Consider the following 18,001-nt stretch of genomic DNA (forward strand, 5'->3'; position numbering starts at 1 on the left):
GCCTTACACGAGGGCGCGGACGTCCCACAGGTAGACGTCGTCTACCCGCTGTGGGGGGCCGAGCAGGGCGGTCATCAGGTCGCGCAGCACCGCCTCGCGCGGGTTCGGGCCGAGTACCACCACTGACGCCCGCCAGAAGCGCAGGTCCTCGACGGCCTGCCGGCGGTTCTCCGGGGTGATCTCCGGGACCTTGTTCGCGTCCATGGTGGAGTAGATAAGCGTGCTGGTCGGGCGGTTCGGCGCGCCGAAGACCCCTTCGCCCAGGTCGTTGGGGCCGATGAAGTAGCCGGCCGGGATCGGGAACTCCTGCCCGGTCAGCGCGCTCCAGCGCAGCGTCGGCAACCCGTGCACGTTGCTCGGGATCGGCACCGGCACCAGCGTCCGGCCCGCCGGCACGTACGGCCGCCAGCCACCGGCGGTGATGAAGTGCGGCGGCGGGTCGATGTGCTGCGCCGGCAGCGGGCGCGGGAACAGCGGCAGCAGGGCGGCCACGACCGCGGCGTACCCGACCAGGCGCACCGCCCGCCGCCGGCCTGCCGTGGTCCGGCCCGCGTCGGTGTCGTCGTCGCCGCTGCGGGGGGCGGGCACCGGCCGCCGGCCGGTGCGGGACAGCGTGTCCCAGGCCAGGGCCAGCAGCACGCCGACCGCGGCGACCACCACCAGGCTCAACCGGGTCGGCATCATCATCTCGACGAGCGGCAGGTCGTCCGGCACGTACGCCCACGGCCCGGCCACGTCGGTCTCCGCGCCGTCGAAGCGCACCACCGGCCCGATCGAGGCGATCGTGAACAGGACCACGAGCACGGCCAGGATCCGGGCCGGCACCGACCGGCGGACCAGCAGCGCCAGCGCGACCAGCCCGACCAGCACCAGCGGCCAGCCGAACCAGGTGTTCTGCTCGGTCAGCCCGATCGTCTTCTCCACCGCCTCGTTCCCGGCGATGCTGTCCCGGGGGAACGTGACGAAGGCCATCAGGTCCTCGCCCCAGTTGTGGAAGACCCCGCCCTGCAACCCCCGGTAGGACTGCGGGCCGTTGAACTGGAACCAGATCGGGTACGCGACGAGCAGCAGCGCCACCCCGCCGCCGACCCCGACCGCGGCCAGGAAGGCGCCGGCCCGCTCCCGTGCCGCGCGTGGCCGTTGCACCGCGTACGCCGCCACGACGACCAGGCACGCGAGCGCGGTGAGCAGCAGCATCTCCTCGTTGATGAAGATCTGGTACGCCACCAGCAGCCCGAGCGCCACCCCGTTGCGCCGCCAGCGGCCCGGCTCGCCGAGGCGCAGCACCCGGGACACGATCAGCGGCAGCAGGAAGTTCGACACGAAGTTCGGCTGCCCGTTGGCGTGGTGCACGATGCCGGGGGCGAAACCGAGGAACGCGCCCCCGACGAACGCCGCCCCCCGGGACCGGACCAGATGCCGGGAGAGCGTCCAGTAGGACGTGGCGGCGGTCGCCGACAACGCCGCGCCGAGGTAGAGCGCGTACATCACCTGCGGGCCGAGCAGCATGGTCAGCGGCGCCAGCGGCAGCGTCACCCCGAGCAGTGAGGTGTTCGCCATCATGTTCACCCCGTCCGGCGCGTTCTGCCGGGCGGTGAACAGGGGATTCTCCAGGTGGCGCACCGAGTACGCGCCGTGTGCGAACAGCCACTCGAACCAACTGTGGTCGGTCGGCAGGTGCGACGACACCCGGTGCTGCACGTCGCCCCAGTAGTTGAGGCAGACGAGAACGCCGAGCAACGCATAGGCTCCGATGGCCAGCACGTCGGCGCGGGCCGGCCGGCGACGGGGCCGGCGCGGCGGATCCGCCACGACGGCGTCCGTCTCGACGGACGAGGGGTTCAACGAGGGGTCCACCACGGGCACGGCCACGACGGGCCATCGTACAGGCGGCCCGGCATCGGTCCGGTCACGGCCGGGCGGCGGTCCGGCGGCGCGGGGAAGGGGTGGTCGTGACCGTCATCGATCTGGGTGAGCTGCGCGACGAGGCCCCGACGCCCGGTCCGGCGGCGCGTCCGCCGCGCGCCGTGGGTCGGCCGTTCCGCACCGCGTTGGCGCTGCTGGTGGCGCTCGTGACGCTCGCCGCCGGAGCGCCGCCGGCCCGGTCCGCGGTGGGCGCGATCCCCGGCGGGCCCGGGTCCACCGCCTTCCTCTCCGAGGACCGGGTGTACGTGGTGCGACCGCCGCACGGGTGGCCGGACACCGAGCGGGAACTCGTCGCGTACCGGGTGGGCCGGGAGCTGTGGCGCACCCCGCTGCCCGGCATCGGCGACGTCATGTCGGTGTGGCAGGCGGGTGGCCGGGTGCTGGCCGCCGTGCGCACCGGCGACGACCAGGAATGGGAGACGGTGGCCCTGGACGCCGGCACCGGAGCGTCGCGCTGGCGGCAACCGGGGATCGCCGTCCCGGCCGGCGACGGGCTGCTGCTGTTCCCGGCCGGCGGGTCGGCGCCACGGGCGGTCCGCCGGCTGGCGGTGACCGACGGACACACCACGTGGACCGCGCCGACGAGCGCGGACGTGCAGGTCAGTTACGGCCCGTCCGGGGTGGAGCGACTTCTGCTCCGGTCGACGGCCGGCGAGACCGTGGTGCTGGACGCGGTGACCGGCGCCCGGCTGGCCGCGCGCAACCTGCGCCCGGGACAACCGCCGGCCCAGCGACGGATGGCCGCCGTCGCCGGGCTGCTGGTGGAGATCCGGGAGGCGGGTGACGCCGTCGACGCGTACGAGCTGGACACGCTCCGGCCGCTCTGGACCGCGGAACTGCCGTTGGTCGGCGCCCTGGAACGGTGTGGCGCCCTGCTCTGCGCCGGCCGGTCGACCGGTGGGCTGTGGGCGCTCGACCCGGCCACCGGCGCGGTGCGGTGGACCGTCGAGCGGTGGACGGGCGTGCTCCGGGCCGAGTCCGGTCACCTGCTGGTCGGTGCCGAGGACGCCGGCGGCGCCCGGCTGGCGGTGCTGGCCGAGGCGGACGGGCGGCTGGTCGCCGACCTCGGCGGGTGGGGGGTGCTCGGTCAGAGCGAGGCCGACGACGGGCTTCTGCTCACCCGGCCGCTGGGCGGCGGCCGGCTGCTGCTCGCCGAGCCGGACCTGTCGGGCGGCCCGCCCGCGGCGCGGGACGTGCTGACCGGCACCGACTGCACCGCCGGGCGGACGCTGCTGGTCTGCCGGGAGCGGGGCGGCGACTTCACGCTGCGGAGGCTGCCCTGACCCAGATCATCGATCTCGGCGAGCTGCGCGACGACGCCTCGACGCCGACGGCGGGGCGTCCGCCGCGCGCCGTGGGCCGGCCGTTCCGCACCGCGTTGGTGTTGCTGGTGGCGCTTGTGACGCTCAGTGCCGGAGCGCCGCTCGCGCGTCCCGTCGTGCGCACGCTCCCCGGGGGCGCCGGTGTGGTCGCATTCGTCTCCGGTGACCGGGTGTACGTGGTCCGGCCGCTCGACTGGCGGCCCGGGGCGGTGCGGGAGATCGTGGCGTACCGGGGCGGCCGGGAGCGGTGGCGGAGCCGGCTGCCCGGCCCGGGTGAGGTCGTCTCGGTGTGGGAGATGGGCGGGCGGGTCCTGGCCGCCGGAGCGACAGGCGACGACGAAACCTGGGAGACCACGGCCTACGACGCCGACACCGGCCGGATCAGTTGGCAGCAGGCGGCGCTCGCCTACCCGGCGGGCGACGCGCTCATGCTCGAACCGACGCGCGGGTCGGGTCCACGGGAGGTGCGCCGGGTGGCGGTGGCCGACGGCCGCACGGTGTGGACCGCGCCCGGAGCGGATGACCTGCGGCTCGCCTTCCGTTCGTCCGGGGCGCTGGACCGGCTCCTGCTGGCGCCGGAGACCGGCGAGACGGTGGTGCTCGACGCGACGACGGGCGCTCGGCTGGCCGCCCGCGACCTGCACCCGGGGGAACCACCCGCGCCACGGCAGATGATGGCCGCCGGCGAACTGCTGCTGGAGAGCCGGGCGGGCGACGACGCGGTCGACGCGTACGAGATGGACACGCTGCTCCACCGGTGGACCGCGCGGCTGCCGCCGCTGAGCCACGTGGAGCCGTGCGGCGCGTTGCTCTGCGCCGGCCAGAGCGGCGAGGGGATGACGGCGCTCGACCCGGCCACCGGCGCGGTGCGCTGGACCACCGGCCGGTGGGCCGGCGTGGTGGCGGCCGACGCGGGCCGCCTGCTCGCCGTCGGCGGCGACACCGGCGGCGACCGCCTGGCGGTGCTCGACGAGACCGACGGAAGGCTCGTCGCCGACCTCAAGGGCTGGGCGATCGTCCCGCAGGACGAGGCCGCCGAGCGACTGTTCCTGACCCGGCCGCTTGGCGGCGGCCGGCTGCTCCTCGCCGAGCTGGACCTGTCGGGCGACCTGCTGCCGGTCCGGGGCGTGCTGTTCGGCACGGACTGCGCCGCCAGCCGGGCGCTTCTGGTCTGCCGGGACTCCGACGGCGACTTCGCGACGCGGCGGCTGCCGTGACCCCGGTGATCGAGTTGGGCGAGATGCGGCACGGGGAGGACGACGACGAGTCTCCCGCGCCGCCCCGACGGCCACCCGGTCGGGCCGCCCGCGCGGTGGCGCTCGGCTGCCTGGTGCTGCTCACGTCGGCCGGCGCGTCCGCGCCACCGCGTCGGCCGGTCCCGGTCCGGGTGCCCGCGCCGCAGGGCGCCGCCTTCGTGGCGCTGGCCAGCCGGTTGATGGTGGCCGACGGGCCGGGCACGGTCGGCCGCGACGGCCGGGCGGTCACCGGGCACCGGCTGTCCGACGGAGCGCAGTTGTGGCGGTTCACGCTGCCGGCCGGCGACCACGTGCTCGGGTTGGGTGCCATGGGGGACGGGCTTCTGGTGACGAGCAGCCCGGCCGGGGCCGGGGACACGCGCTCCACGTTGCTCGACCCGGCGACCGGCGCGGCGCGCTGGCAGCAGTCCGGCTACCCGGTCCGCACCGCGTCCGGCGGGCTGCTGTTCGAGAATCCCGGGGCCACCGGCGGTGGCAGCCTGCTGGCCGCCGACCCGGTGACCGGGGCGGCGCGCTGGTCACTGCCGATGCCCACCCAGGGGGTGGCCTACCGGACGGACGACCGGGGCGTGACGCAGTTCGTGCTCGTCACCCCGGACGGCCGGGTGACCGTGCACGACGCGGACTCGGGCGCGCCGGTGCTCACCGGCCGGGTGCCGCCCGCGCCGGACCGCGTCTCCTACCGGTACGCCCAGGTGGTGGCCGGCCTGCTGCTTGTCGAGGGCGGGCCGGGCACGGTCACCGCGTACGGGCTGGACCGGCTGGACGCCAGGTGGACCGTGCCGGTGCAGCCGCGTGCCGGGCTCTGGTTCACCGACTGCGCCGGCATGGTCTGCCTGCGCGACCAGATCGGCGGCGCGCGGGCCCTCGATCCGGCCACCGGCCGGCCCGGCTGGGTGGACGAGCGCTGGTTCGGGTTGTTCCCGTTCGGTGGCCGGCTGATCGCGGCCACGCCCGGCGTCGGGCTGGAACTTCACCGGTGGGTGCTCGACCCGAGGACCGGCCGGGTGCTCGCCCGGCTGGGGCGCTGGCGTCTCACCGGCACCGACCGCGAGCCCGGTGGCCTGCTCGGGGTACGTCACCTCACCGGCGACCGGACGCTTGTCGGCGCGCTCGACGTGCCGGCGGGGGAGGTCCGGATCCGGGCGGTGCTGCCCGGCTCCTGGGACGAGTGCGTCGACCCGGGCGCGGTGCTCGTCTGCCTCGACCCGGCGGGCGGGTTGGCGATCTGGCCGGCCGACCGGTGATCACCAGTTGGCCTGGGCGGGCGCCGGGGGCAGCGGCACCGACTCCGGCCGCAGCACGTACGCGATCCCACCGCTGCCGGACTGCCAGGCCGCCTCGAACGGCGCGCGCGCCACGGTCCGGCGGACCCGCTCGTCGTCGGCGGCGTACGGGTCGTTGAGCACCGGGTCCCCGTCGTTGGTGAAGCCGGCCAGCACGATGAGATGCCCGGCGGTGTCGTAGTCCAGCCCGGGCACCTGCCCCCGGGTGAACGCCGCCGAGACGACGAGCGGGATGCCGGCGGCCACGAAGCGCTCCGCCTCGGCCAGCGAGCGTAGCCGGGTGACGAACGCGTCCACCCCGTGCGTCGCCGCGTACGCGGTGTTGAACGGCCAGTTTCCGGCGCCGGCGTACGCATGGTCGTAGCAGTGCCGGGCGGCGTGCACCACGGCCGGCCGGGGACCGGGCGGGTCGACCCAGGCGTACCGGTGCGGGGCGGGGCCGGCGCCCCAGAAGTCGAGCACCATCGACACGCAGGTCGGGCTGCACCAGGAGTCGCCGCCACCACCCCACCGGGTCTCGCCGCCGGCGTGCAGTCGCTGCGCGTAGCGCGGCACGTCGAGGACCCGTCCGCGCGCCAAGCCGTACCCGGCCGGCGCGCTCACCGCCGACCCGGCCGCACCGGGGTCGGCGGAGGCGACCACGCCGATCGTGCGCAGTGTCGGGCCGGCCGGCGCGTCGGGCCGGCGAAGCAGCGTCACCCGGACCTGCCAGCCGGTCACCGTCGCACCCGTCACCCGCAGCGTGTCCGCGGCGACCCGGGCCCGCTCGTCGGACTGCCCGGGCACCGACGAGCGACGCACCGTGCCGTCGTCGGCCGCCCAGCGGCCCAGGTCGTACCAGCCGGTGGTGGCGGCACCGGCATCGCAGCCTCGCAGCTCCACCCGGAGCCAGGAGCCGGACGGTGCGTCGGCGGTCCAGGAGGGCACCAGCTCGGTGGCGGCGAAGCCGACCGGTGTGACCGGGGAGATCCAGCTCCCGGCGTACGGGCCGGCGTGTGTCGGCCGGCCGGCCGTCCCGTCCGGCGCCAGCCCGTCCGGCCCGGCGCCGAGCCCGTCGGCCCGCCCCAGGCCGCGGTCCGCCGGGAACCGGAAGCGGCGGTACGCGACGTCGCGGCCGGGGTCGACGAGTGTCATCGGGGCTCCCCTGCGCTCGGGCCCGGCCGGTGGCCGGAGGCGGTTGTCGCTCGCTGCCGGCGAGCATCGCGTACCCGAAGGTTTTCTGCAACGGCGGCGGGTGCCGGCCGGTTTGGCCCCCGGCACTAGGTTGTGGGAGGTCACCAAGTGGGAGGCCGGGATGCGGGTACTTGTGGTCGAGGACGAGCGCAACCTCGCCGACGCGATCGCGCGCGGGCTGCGCAAGCGCGGCATGGCGGTGGACGTCGCCTACGACGGGAACGCCGGGCACGAGGCGGCGTTCGTCACCCGCTACGACGTGGTGGTCCTGGACCGGGACCTACCAGGCGTGCACGGCGACCAGATCTGCGCCGACCTGGCCGCCTCCGGCGCGCTGACCCGGGTGCTGATGCTGACCGCGAGCGGCACGGTCGCCGACCGGGTCGAAGGGTTGCAGCTCGGCGCCGACGACTACCTGGCCAAGCCGTTCGCCTTCGACGAGCTGGTGGCCCGGGTGCAGGCGCTGGGGCGGCGGGCCACCCCGGCCGCGCCGCCGGTGCTGGCGGTGGCCGACCTGGAACTCGACCCGGCCCGCCGGGTGGTGACCCGGGGCGGCGCGCCGCTCGACCTCACCAACAAGGAGTTCGGCGTGCTCACCGAGCTGCTCCGGGCGCGCGGCGCGGTGGTGTCGAGCGAGGAGCTGCTGGAGCGGGTGTGGGACGCGAACACCGACCCGTTCACCACGATCGTCCGGGTCACCGTGATGACCCTGCGCAAGAAGCTCGGCGACCCACCCCTGATCGACACGGTGGTCGGCGCGGGCTACCGGATCGAGTTCGGTCAGTGACGGCGCGGAAGGTACGCCCGACGCTGCGGCTGCGGCTGACCCTGCTCAACGGCGTGCTCCTGGTCGGCGCCGGGGCGATCCTGGTGCTGCTGGCGTGGCTGCTGGTCCGGGACGCGCTGCGCCCCACCGACGAGCTGCTGCCCGGCACCACTGTGGTGCTCACCGACGGCCGGACCCTCGACGCCGGGCAGTGGCAGCGGCAACTTGTCGACGCCGCCTCGCGGGAGCTGCTGGTCAAGGGGCTGCTGGCGTTGCTTGCGATAAGCGTCGTCGGGGTGGCCGGGGCGTACCTGGTGGCCGGCCGCGCGCTGCGCCCGCTGCACCAGGTCACCGCCACCGCCCGCCGGCTCGGCGAGGCGACGCTGGACGAGCGGATCGGCTGGTCCGGTGCGGACGACGAGGTGGCCGAGCTGGCCGAGACGTTCGACGCGATGCTGGACCGGATCACCGCCGCGTTCGAGGCGCAGAAGCGGTTCGTCGCGAACGCCTCGCACGAGCTGCGGACCCCGCTCGCGGTGATGCGTACCGAAATCGATGTGACCCTCAGCGACGACGACGCGGACCTCGGCGAGTACCGGCGGATGGCCGGCGTGGTGCGGGAGGCGTCGGAGCGGGCCAACGGCCTGGTCGACGCGCTGCTGGTGCTGGCCCGCAGCGAGGCGCAGACCGGCCGGCGGCTGGCCCGCCGCGCCGAGAGCGACCTCGCCGTGGGCACCGCCAACGCGCTCTCCGCGGTGTCCCGGGAGGTGGAGCGGATCGGCCTGAAGGTGCACACGTCGTTGCGCCCGGCGCCGGTGGTCGGCGACCCGGGGCTGCTCGACCGGCTGGCCGGCAACCTGGTGGAGAACGCGGTCCGCTACAACCACCTGCACGGCCGGATGTGGGTGCGCACCGGCACCGACGGCCAGCGGTCCTGGCTGGTGGTGGGGAACACCGGTTTCGAGGTCACGCCGGCCGAGGTGCCCGGGCTGTTCGAGCCGTTCCGGCGCGGCGGGCAGGAACGCACCGGTGCGCGTGGCTCCGGCCTCGGCCTGTCGATCGTGCGGGCGGTCTGCGACGCGCACGGCGGCACGGTGAAGGCGGTCGCCCAGCCCGGTGGCGGCCTGGAGGTGACGGTCACCCTTCCGTCAGCCGACCCGCCGGCGGCCACCTGACCGCCGATCCGGGCCCGCCCGGGCGTACACCCGCTGCCACCTGATCGTGTGGCCCGACCCGGCTGTCCCGGCTGGTCGCGGCGGGTGGACGGGCGCGGCGGCACGGTGGTCGGTCAGAAAGCTTGCCGCACGCTGGACGGCGGTGTGGTCGTGGCTCAGGGTGAGCGGTGCGACACGCCTCACCGACGATCCTATGGAGCTGCCCGTGACCCACCCCTCGGCCCCGCGCCGCCGCGCCCTCGCGGCCCTCGCCGCCGTCGCGCTCACCGTGGCCGGCCTGGCCCCGGCCGCGCCCGCCGGCGCCGCGCCCGACCACACCACAGTGGTCCGGGACACCCCCGCCGCCACCTCGCCCGACATCACGGACGGCACCGTCGACGCGATCCACGACGCCGGCACGAAGATCATCGTGGCCGGTTCGTTCAGCACGGTGCAGAACCGCGACTCCGACACCGACATCACCCGCAACTACCTGCTCGCCTTCGACAAGGCCACCGGCACCGTCGACACCGCGTTCGCGCCGTCGGTCGACAACGAGGTGTACGCGGTCGTCGCCGGCCCGACCCCCGGCACGGTCTTCGTCGCCGGCAAGTTCAACACCGTCAACGGGGTGACCCGGCGCAAGGTGGCGCTGCTCGACGTCGCCACCGGTGCGCTCGTCACCGGCTTCACGCCACCGCCGTTCAACGGGCTGATCAACGACATCGCCCTGGTCGGCGACCGGCTGCTGGTGGGCGGCATCTTCACCGCCGCCGGCAACCCCAACCCGCGCGGCGGTCTGGCCTCGCTGAACGCCACCACCGGCGCGGTGGACGACTATCTCACCACGGCGCTCACCGAACACCACAACTACGACGGGGTCAGCGGATCCAACGCCGGCGTCGGTGTGGAGAAGATGGCCGCCTCCCCGGACGGCACGCGGCTCGTCGTGATCGGCAACTTCAAGAAGGCCGACGGGGTGCTGCACGACCAGATCGTCCAACTCGACCTGGGCGCCACCGCCGCCACCGTGGCCGACTGGAACACCAGCCGGTACACGCCGCGCTGCAAGTGGCAGGCGTTCGACTCCTACATGCGGGACATCGCGTACGCCCCGGACAGCAGCTACTTCGTGGTGGTCACCACCGGTTCGCCGTACGGCGGCACGCTCTGCGACGCGGCGGCCCGCTGGGAGGCCGGCACCACCGGCGCGGACCGGCAACCGACCTGGATCGACTACACCGGCGGCGACACGTTCCTGTCGGTCGCCGCCAGCGAGAAGGCGGTCTACGTCGGCGGCCACTTCCGCTGGCTCAACAACAGCACCGGCGCCGACAACGCCCGGGCCGGCGCGGTCGGCCGGGCCAGCATCGCCGCGCTCGACCCGCAGACCGGCCTGCCGCTGTCCTGGAACCCGGGCCGGCACCCGCGCGGCATCGGCGCCTCCGAGATGCTCGTCACCCCGTCCGGACTCTGGGTCGGCGGGGACACCCCGTTCATCGGCAACTTCCAGTACCGGCGGGAGCGGATCGCGTTCTTCCCGCTGGCCGGCGGCACGGCCCCGCACCCGACCACGTCGGCCACCCTGCCCGGCACGGTCTACCAGGCCGGCGTGCCCAAGCCGACGAACGTGCTCTACCGGATCAACGCCGGTGGCCCGGCCGTGGCCGCCACCGACGGGCCGGACTGGGCGGCCGACGACGGCGGCAACCCCAGCCCGTACCACAACAGCGGCAGCTCCGCGTCGAGCTTCAACGCGGTCGGCGCCGTGGACGCCACCGTGCCGACCGGCACGCCGGCCGCCCTCTACAGCACCGAACGGTACGACGGGGCCGGCGCGCCGGAGATGACCTGGCAGTTCCCGGTGCCCACCGGGACCGAGGTGCAGGTGCGGCTCTACCTGGCCAACCGGTACGACGGCACCGCCACCGCCGGTAAGCGCGTCTTCGACGTGGCGCTGGAAGGGACCACCGTCCTCGACGACCTGGACCTGGCGGTCGACCCCGGGCACAACGTGGGCACCATGCGGGAGTTCACCGTGGTCAGCGACGGCGCCATCGACCTGGAGTTCCGCCACGTGACGGAGAACCCGCTGGTCAACGGCATCGAGATCGTCAAGACCGGCCCGCCGCCCCCCGGCACCGGCGACGAGGTGCAGGCCCGGTCGTACGACGGGGCGACCACGGTCGGCGCGGCGAGCCCGGTGGCGAACCCCGACGACACCCCCTGGTCCACGGCGAAGGGCGCGTTCTGGGTCGGCGGCACGCTGTTCTACGGGATGGACGGCGCGCTGTGGCGGCGGACGTTCGACGGGACCACGTTCGGCACCCCCGCCCTGGTCGACCCCTACCACGACGCCTACTGGGACACGGTGGAGACCGACTCCGGCCCGACCGGACAGACGTACGTCGGGGTGAACAGCAGCTTCTACACCGAGATCCCCAACGTGACCGGGATGTTCCACCTCGGTGGGCGGCTCTACTACACGCTCACCGGGCAGAACGGCCTGTTCTGGCGCTGGTTCACCCCGGACAGCGGCACGGTCGGCGCGGACCGGTTCACGGTGTCCGGGTCGGGTGGTCTCGCCGACGCCGGCGCGGTCTTCGTCGCCGGCGACACCCTCTACAAGGTCAACCGGAACACCGGTGACCTGTCGGCCACCGCGTGGGCCGACGGCGCCCCGACCGCCACGTTCACCGTGCGCAGCGGCCCGGCCGTCGACGGCGTCGACTGGCGCGCGAAGGCGGTCTTCCTCGCCCCGTGAGGATGTAAGGAGGGGGCCCTTCTTAACGTTTTCGGTAGAGGAGGGGCCCCTTCTTAACGCCCGCGCTGGCCCGCACACGCCCACGCCTTGTCACCGGGCCGTGTCGGGTGACACGATCGGGTCGTCAGCCGAGAGGTGGAAGGGGGTGGGGTGATGTCCGTTCTGCATCGTTCCGCGCCCCGCGTTCCTCGCTGACCGTCGCACTCCGGCGGGGCGCACCCGAACCGGAGGAAGCACCGTGCGTGCACAGATCCACTGCGTGACAGTCGAATCCGACGACCCGTACGCCCTGGCCACCTGGTGGGCCCGGGTGCTCGACCGCAAACTGGCCGACGACGACTTCCCGGGCGACCCGGAGGCCGTCCTCGTCTCGCCCGACGGGCACGGCCCCGACCTGCTCTTCGTCGAGGTGGGCGAGCGGCACGGCAAGGGCGCGTTCCACCTCGACCTGCAGCCGGCCGAGGGCACCCGGGACGCCGAGGTCGCGCGACTGCGTGACCTCGGCGCCACGGTGGTCGCCGACCGGCGCCGGCCGGACGGCACCGGCTGGGTGGTGCTCGCCGACCCGGAGGGCAACGAGTTCTGCGTCTGCCGCGGCGAGGCGGAACGCGCCGCGTCGGCCTGACCCGGAAACGGCGCCGGACCCCCGCCGACGGCGGGGGTCCGGCGCTCCGGGCGGTGTCAGTCCTTCTTCTCGATCTCACCGCGCAGGTCGACGAACTCGGACTGGAGTTCGGTCGCGGATTTGAAATAGGCCACCACCATGCCGAGGCTGCCCTTGTCGGCCCAGACGCAGACGCCCACCGGGATGTCCTGCGCCTTGCCGTCGCCGCACTCGGCGTCGCCGCCGAGCGGCCCGGCGTCGACCGCCTTGAACTCCTTCGCGCCCAGCTCCGGGGTGATCGCGGTGATGGCGTCCGCCATCTCCTTCTTCGGGTCGGCGATGACGCCGGAGACGCCGACGATCATGACCAGGTCCTTCTTCTCCGGGTCGCCGTAGAAGGCGCCCGCCGTGCTCGTCGCGTTCGGCACGTCCTTGCTCAGGTCGTTCTTCATCTGCGAGGCGAGGGACTGGAGCTGGGGCTCGCTGACCTTCGGCCGGCCGCCGAGCGTCGTGGGCTCGACGACGCGGGTCCTGGTGGCGGCGACGACGTCCTTGACCTCGTCGCCGGCGACGAGCCAGAGGACGAGGCCGCCGCCGAGGCAGAGCACCAGGACGGCCGCCAGGACGATCAGCAGGATCTTGCCGGCCCCGAACTTCTTCTTCGGCGGGGCGCCGAGCTGGTCACCGCCGTACGGCGGCTGCGGCGGCGGGTATCCACCGGGCTGCTGCGGCGGCGGGGGAGTGGTGCCGGGGTAGGGATTGAACGGCGGTTGGGACATGAGGGCGGCTCCGGTGAGAATGCTGGACGCGTGATGGTAGCTACCGCCGCCGACGGCCCGCCGTCCGCCCCAAGGGCCGGTGTGACCAGGCCGGGACGCGTGGCCGGGACCGGAACGCCGATCGCGGTGGCCGCACGTCCGTTCCGGACGGCCCGGCCACCGCGATCGGTCGCGGATCGGGTCAGCGCAGGCTGGCCACCCCGCGCGGCAGGAACCGCCGGCCGGTCACCCGCTCGGACGTGCCGGTCCGATCGAGGTACGGCGTGACGCCGCCCAGATGGAACGGCCAGCCGGCGCCGAGGATCATGCACAGGTCGAGGTCCTGCGCCTCGGCGACGACACCCTCGTCGAGCATGAGCCGGATCTCCTCGGCCAGCGCGTCGAGCGCGTTCTGCCGGACCTGCTCGCCGGTGAGCGGCTGGTCGCCGACCACGAGCAGCTTCGCTACCTCGTCGTTGATCTGGTCGTCGACCACGATCGGCTGGCCGGAGTCGGCGATCCGCCTGAGGTTCTCGCTGACGCCGAAGCGGTCCGGGAACGCCTCGTGCAGGGTGCCACCCACGTGGTACGCCACGGCCGGTCCGACGAGTTGGAGCAGCGCGAGTGGACGCATCGGCAGGCCCAGCGGATCGAGCGCGCTGTTCGCCACGTCCAGCGGCGTGCCGGCGTCGACGGCGGCGAAGACGGCGCCGAGGAAGCGGGTCAGCAGCCGGTTGACCACGAAGGCCGGGGCATCCTTCACCAGCACCGACGACTTCTTGAGCTGCTTGCCGACCGCGAACGCGGTGGCGAGCGTGGCGTCGTCGGTCCGCTCGCCGCGGACGATCTCCAGCAGCGGCAGCACCGCGACCGGGTTGAAGAAGTGGAAGCCGACGACCCGCTCCGGGTGCTCCAGGTCGGCTGCCATCTCGGTGATCGACAGCGAGCTGGTGTTGGTGGCGAGCACCGCCTCCGGCTTGACGATCTTCTCCAGTTCGGCCCAGACCTGCTTCTTGACCGACAGGTCCTCGAAGACGGCCTCGATGACGAAGTCGGCGTCCGCGAACACGGACTTGTCGACCGAGCCGCTGACCAGGCCGTACAGCTTGGCGGCGGTGCCCTTGTCCATCCGGCCCTTGCTCACGGCCTTCTCGACCTGGGTGTGTACGTAGGCCACGCCCTTGTCCACGCGCGCCTGGTCGAGGTCGGTCATCACGACCGGCACCTGGAGGCGGCGGGCGAACAGCAGCGCGAGCTGGCTGGCCATCAGGCCGGCGCCGACGATGCCGACCTTGGTCACCGGCCGGGCAAGGCCCTTGTCCGGCGCGCCGGCCGGGCGCTTGGCCCGCCGCTGCACCAGGTCGAAGGCGTACAAACCGCTGCGCAGCTCCTCGGAGAAGACCAGGTCGGCAAGCGCCTCGTCCTCGGCCGCGGTGCCGGCGACGAAATCCGCGTCCTTCGCGGTCTCCAGCAGGTCCAACGCCTTGTACGCGGCCGGGACCGCGCCGTGCAGCCGCTGGTCTAGGGTCTGCCGGGCGAAGTAGAGCACACCTGCCCACATGTCTCTGTCGACCTCGGGCCGGCTCACCGTGACCTCGCCCCGGACCACGCCGGCGGCCCATTCCAGGGACCGCTCCAGGAAGTCGGCGGGCTCCAGCAGCACGTCCGCGATGCCCATCTCGGCGGCCTGCTTCGGCTTGAGCATCTTGTTCTGCATCAGCGGGTTCTGCAGGATCACCTGGGTGGCGGCCGGGATGCCGATCAGGTTCGGCAGGAGCTGGGTGCCGCCCCAGCCGGGCACCAGGCCGAGCGAGACCTCGGGCAGCGCCAGGGCCGCCGCGCCGGCGGACAGCGTCCGGTAGTGGCAGTGCAGGGCCAGCTCCAAGCCGCCGCCCATGGCCGCACCGTTGACGAACGCGAAGGTCGGCACGTCGCTGTCCTTGAGCCGGGCGAAGACCCGGTGGCCGAGCCGGCCGATCTCCAGCGCCTGCTCGCGGTTCGCCAGCGCCGGCAGGCCGACGATGTCCGCGCCCACGCAGAAGATGTACGGCTTGCCGGTGACCGCGACGAACGCCGGGTTCGCCGCCAGCGCGGCGGTGATCGCCTCGTCCAGGCTGGTCAGGCCGTCCGGACCGAAGGTGTTCGGTTTGGTGTGGTCGAAGCCGTTGTCCAGGGTGATGAGGGCGGCGGGCCGGTCCAGCCCCGGCACGGTCACCTGACGCAGCAGCGCCCTGGTGACGACCTCGTTCGGTGCCTTCACTTGTCGCCCTCCCAGTGCGGGTTCTCCCAGATCACGGTGCCGCCCATGCCGATGCCGATACACATGGCGGTGAGGCCGTAGCGGACCTCCGGGTGCTCGGCGAACTGCCGGGCGAGCTGGGTCATCAGCCGGACGCCGGAGGACGCGAGCGGGTGACCGATGGCGATCGCGCCGCCCCAGGCGTTGACCCTGGGGTCGTCGTCGGCGATGCCGAAGTGGTCGAGGAACGCGAGCACCTGCACCGCGAACGCCTCGTTCAGCTCGAACAGGCCGATGTCGTCGATGCTCAGGCCGGCGATGCGCAGCGCCTTCTCGGTCGACGGGATCGGGCCGACGCCCATCACCTCGGGCTCGACGCCGACGAAGCCGTACGACACCAGCCGCATGCCGACCGGCAGGCCCAGCTCGCGGGCGGTCTCCTCGGCGACGAGCAGCGCGGCGGTGGCGCCGTCGTTCAGGCCGGCGGCGTTGCCCGCGGTGACCTTGCCGTGCGGGCGGAACGGGGTCTTCAGCGAGGCCAGCTTCTCCATCGAGGTGTCCCGGGGCGCCTCGTCCACGGTGGCCAGGCCCCAGCCGCCCTCGTCGTCGCGCACCGCGACCGGCACCAGGTCGCCCTGGAGCTTGCCGTCGGCGTACGCCTTGGCGGTCTTCTGCTGTGAGGCGAGCGCGAACGCGTCGGTGCGCTCCTTGGTGACGTGCGGGACCCGGTCGTGCAGGTTCTCCGCGGTGGCGCCCATCACCAGGGCGGACGGGTCGACGAGCTTCTCCGCGACGATCCGTGGGTTGGGGTCGACGCCCTCGCCCATCGGGTGGCGGCCCATGTGCTCGACGCCGCCGGCGATCGCCACGTCGTACGCGCCCACGGCGATGCCGGAGGCGACAGTGGTGACGGCGGTCATGGCGCCGGCGCACATCCGGTCGATGGCGAAGCCGGGCACCGTCTTGGGCAGGCCGGCCAGCAGGGCGGCGGTGCGGCCGATGGTCAGGCCCTGGTCACCGATCTGGGTGGTGGCGGCGATCGCCACCTCCTCCACCTTCTCCGGCGGCAGCTGCGGGTTGCGGCGCATCAGCTCACGGATGCAGCGGATCACCAGGTCGTCGGCGCGGGTGTTGCCGTACATCCCACCCGCCTTGCCGAACGGGGTACGGACGCCGTCGACGAAGACGACATCTCGAACTTCACGGGGCACTTGGAGCCTCCCTCGGCACTTGCCATTTCCCCGGATGCTACTCGCCAGTAACCAGTGGCGTCACCACCCCCCGTGTGGCCCACCCCACACCCACGCCCGGGATCAGGGGGTGTGCAGAGCCCCGGTGAGCGCGGGCAGGAGCAGCGTGATCTGCCACTCGCGGGCGCCCAGGGTACGCAGCGCCTCCGCGACGGTGTCGTCGGTGATCTCCTCCGGCGGCTGCCAGGCCACCCGACGGATCGAATCCGGCGCGATCAGGTTCTCCGCCGGCAGCCGGTGCGCCGCGGCGGTGCCGACCACCACCTCCCGGCAGCGGGCCAGCCGGCCCGCCGCCACCGGGTCGCGCTCCGCCCACCGGTGCGGCGGGGGCGGGCCCTCCACCGTCGGGCTCACCGGCAGCGCGTCGTCCGGCAGTTGGCGTGCGTCGTCCAACGCCGCCAACCAGGTACGCGCCAGCCGGCGCACCGAGCGACCACCGAACCCGGGCAGGGTCAGCAGGGCCTTCTCGTCCTTCGGATCCAGCTCGGCCGCCGCCACGATCGCCGAGTCCGGCAGCACCCGGCCCGGGGCGGCGTCCCGCCGGGACGCGATCTGGTCCCGGGCGTACCAGAGGGAACGGACGCGGGCCTGGGCGCGGGCGCCGCGTACCCGATGGATCCCGGACGTACGTCGCCACGGCTCGGCCCGGACCCGGGGCGGGCGGGCGCCGTTGCGCACCAGCGCGGCGAACTCCTCCGCCGCCCAGCCCGACTTGCCCTGCCGGTCGAGTTCGGCGTCCAGCACGTCGCGCAGGTCGACCAGAAGTTCCACGTCAAGTGCCGCGTACGTCAACCAGGACTCCGGCAGCGGCCGGCTGGACCAGTCCGCCGCGGAATGGTGCTTCTCCAGGCTGAAGCCGAGCAGCTGTTCGGTCAGCGCGGCCAGGCCGACCCGGTCGAACCCGGCCAGCCGGGCGGCCAGTTCGGTGTCGAACAGCCGGCGCGGACGCAACCCCACCTCGGCCAGGCAGGCGAGGTCCTGGCTGGCGGCGTGCAGCACCCACTCGGCCTCGGCGATCGCCGCGTCCAGGGCGGACAGGTCCGGCAGCGGCAGCGGATCGACAAGCGCGGTGCCGGCGCCCGCCCGACGCAGCTGCACCAGGTAGGCCCGCTGGCTGTAGCGGTAACCGGAGGCGCGCTCGGCGTCCAGCGCCACCGGGCCGGTGCCGGCCGCGAAACGGGCCACCACCTCGTCGAGCTCGGTCGAGGTGGCCACCGGCGTGGGGGTGCCATCGCGCGGAGCGGTCAGCGGGACGGCTGCGCCCGGGTCGGTCTCGGTCCCCGCGTCCGCCGGCTCCGGCACGGCCGACGACGGATGCGGAGACACCTCTCCCGTACGGCTTTCAGCGGCCCGACGGCGCAGGGGTGGTTCGTCGGTCACCTGACAACCCTAGTGGGCCGGACGACGCGGCGCGCGCAGCCGGGTCCGGCGCGTGTCGAACGGATGTCCGCCGGTTGTCCGGAACGTGACGGGTTGCGCATGCGTGACAGGGTCGGACAACGG

13 protein-coding genes are annotated in these 18,001 nt (G+C 74.0%); 7 read left to right on the forward strand and 6 right to left on the reverse strand.

Translation table 11 applies throughout. From position 1 onward, the window contains the following. Nucleotides 1-3 precede the first annotated feature (3 nt). A complete protein-coding gene (locus O7613_RS03285) occupies nt 4-1,812 on the reverse strand; it encodes a hypothetical protein (protein WP_282294466.1) in 1,809 nt (602 codons plus the stop codon). Nucleotides 1,813-1,952: 140 nt separating this feature from the next. Between O7613_RS03285 and O7613_RS03290 the strand changes: the two genes are divergently transcribed. The 3 genes from O7613_RS03290 (at nt 1,953) to O7613_RS03300 (ending at nt 5,751) form a co-directional block, all read left to right on the forward strand. Then, on the forward strand, nt 1,953-3,209 hold the full coding sequence (locus tag O7613_RS03290; RefSeq protein ID WP_282291989.1) for a PQQ-binding-like beta-propeller repeat protein: 1,257 nt from the start codon (nt 1,953-1,955) through the stop codon (nt 3,207-3,209). 71 nt (nt 3,210-3,280) lie between these two features. After that, nucleotides 3,281-4,465 carry a PQQ-binding-like beta-propeller repeat protein gene (locus tag O7613_RS03295; RefSeq protein ID WP_282291991.1) on the forward strand — a complete coding sequence of 395 codons (1,185 nt, stop codon included), beginning with the start codon at nt 3,281-3,283 and terminating at the stop codon, nt 4,463-4,465. Beyond that, a complete protein-coding gene (locus tag O7613_RS03300; RefSeq protein ID WP_282291993.1) occupies nt 4,462-5,751 on the forward strand; it encodes a PQQ-binding-like beta-propeller repeat protein in 1,290 nt (429 codons plus the stop codon). The genes O7613_RS03295 and O7613_RS03300 overlap by 4 nt, the downstream gene beginning before the upstream one ends. On the opposite strand, the gene O7613_RS03305 is transcribed toward O7613_RS03300, so the two are convergent. Beyond that, entirely contained in the window at nt 5,752-6,924 is a 1,173-nt protein-coding gene (locus O7613_RS03305; protein ID WP_282291994.1) for a C39 family peptidase, read from the reverse strand. Between the two features lie 160 nt (nt 6,925-7,084). On the opposite strand from O7613_RS03305, the gene O7613_RS03310 reads away from it, so the two are divergent. The 4 genes from O7613_RS03310 (at nt 7,085) to O7613_RS03325 (ending at nt 12,272) form a co-directional block, all read left to right on the forward strand. Continuing rightward, nucleotides 7,085-7,750 (forward strand): response regulator transcription factor, encoded by a 666-nt coding sequence (locus O7613_RS03310; RefSeq protein ID WP_282291996.1) that lies wholly within the window; start codon nt 7,085-7,087, stop codon nt 7,748-7,750. Next, nucleotides 7,747-8,904 carry a HAMP domain-containing sensor histidine kinase gene (locus O7613_RS03315; RefSeq protein WP_282291998.1) on the forward strand — a complete coding sequence of 386 codons (1,158 nt, stop codon included), beginning with the start codon at nt 7,747-7,749 and terminating at the stop codon, nt 8,902-8,904. Before O7613_RS03310 ends, O7613_RS03315 begins: the two co-directional genes overlap by 4 nt. A gap of 205 nt (nt 8,905-9,109) precedes the next feature. Next, nucleotides 9,110-11,647, forward strand: coding sequence for a malectin domain-containing carbohydrate-binding protein (locus tag O7613_RS03320; protein ID WP_282292000.1), 2,538 nt, complete (start codon nt 9,110-9,112; stop codon nt 11,645-11,647). Between the two features lie 238 nt (nt 11,648-11,885). After that, a complete protein-coding gene (locus tag O7613_RS03325) occupies nt 11,886-12,272 on the forward strand; it encodes a VOC family protein (protein ID WP_282292002.1) in 387 nt (128 codons plus the stop codon). A 56-nt stretch (nt 12,273-12,328) separates the two neighbouring features. Here O7613_RS03325 and O7613_RS03330 read toward each other — a convergent pair whose 3' ends face one another. The 4 genes from O7613_RS03330 to O7613_RS03345 form a co-directional block, all read right to left on the reverse strand. Then, nucleotides 12,329-13,030: a hypothetical protein gene (locus O7613_RS03330; protein WP_282292004.1), complete on the reverse strand. Its 702-nt coding sequence runs from the start codon at nt 13,028-13,030 to the stop codon at nt 12,329-12,331. A 181-nt stretch (nt 13,031-13,211) separates the two neighbouring features. Continuing rightward, complete coding sequence (locus O7613_RS03335; RefSeq protein ID WP_282292006.1) at nt 13,212-15,269, reverse strand: 3-hydroxyacyl-CoA dehydrogenase NAD-binding domain-containing protein; 2,058 nt, start codon at nt 15,267-15,269, stop codon at nt 13,212-13,214. Further along, nucleotides 15,266-16,459: a thiolase family protein gene (locus tag O7613_RS03340; protein ID WP_281584250.1), complete on the reverse strand. Its 1,194-nt coding sequence runs from the start codon at nt 16,457-16,459 to the stop codon at nt 15,266-15,268. The genes O7613_RS03335 and O7613_RS03340 overlap by 4 nt, the downstream gene beginning before the upstream one ends. A gap of 102 nt (nt 16,460-16,561) precedes the next feature. After that, nucleotides 16,562-17,878, reverse strand: coding sequence for a ribonuclease D (locus O7613_RS03345; RefSeq protein ID WP_282292010.1), 1,317 nt, complete (start codon nt 17,876-17,878; stop codon nt 16,562-16,564). Nucleotides 17,879-18,001 lie beyond the last annotated feature (123 nt).

The organism is Micromonospora sp. WMMD975, assembly GCF_029581215.1.
Classification (GTDB): Bacteria; Actinomycetota; Actinomycetes; order Mycobacteriales; family Micromonosporaceae; genus Micromonospora.

Excerpts from the sequence above, each read along its gene's own strand:
- O7613_RS03305 (WP_282291994.1), bottom strand. The coding sequence starts at position 6,924 with ATGACACTCGTCGACCCCGGCCGCGACGTCGCGTACCGCCGCTTCCGG.
- O7613_RS03310 (WP_282291996.1), top strand. The coding sequence starts at position 7,085 with ATGCGGGTACTTGTGGTCGAGGACGAGCGCAACCTCGCCGACGCGATC.
- O7613_RS03330 (WP_282292004.1), bottom strand. The coding sequence starts at position 13,030 with ATGTCCCAACCGCCGTTCAATCCCTACCCCGGCACCACTCCCCCGCCG.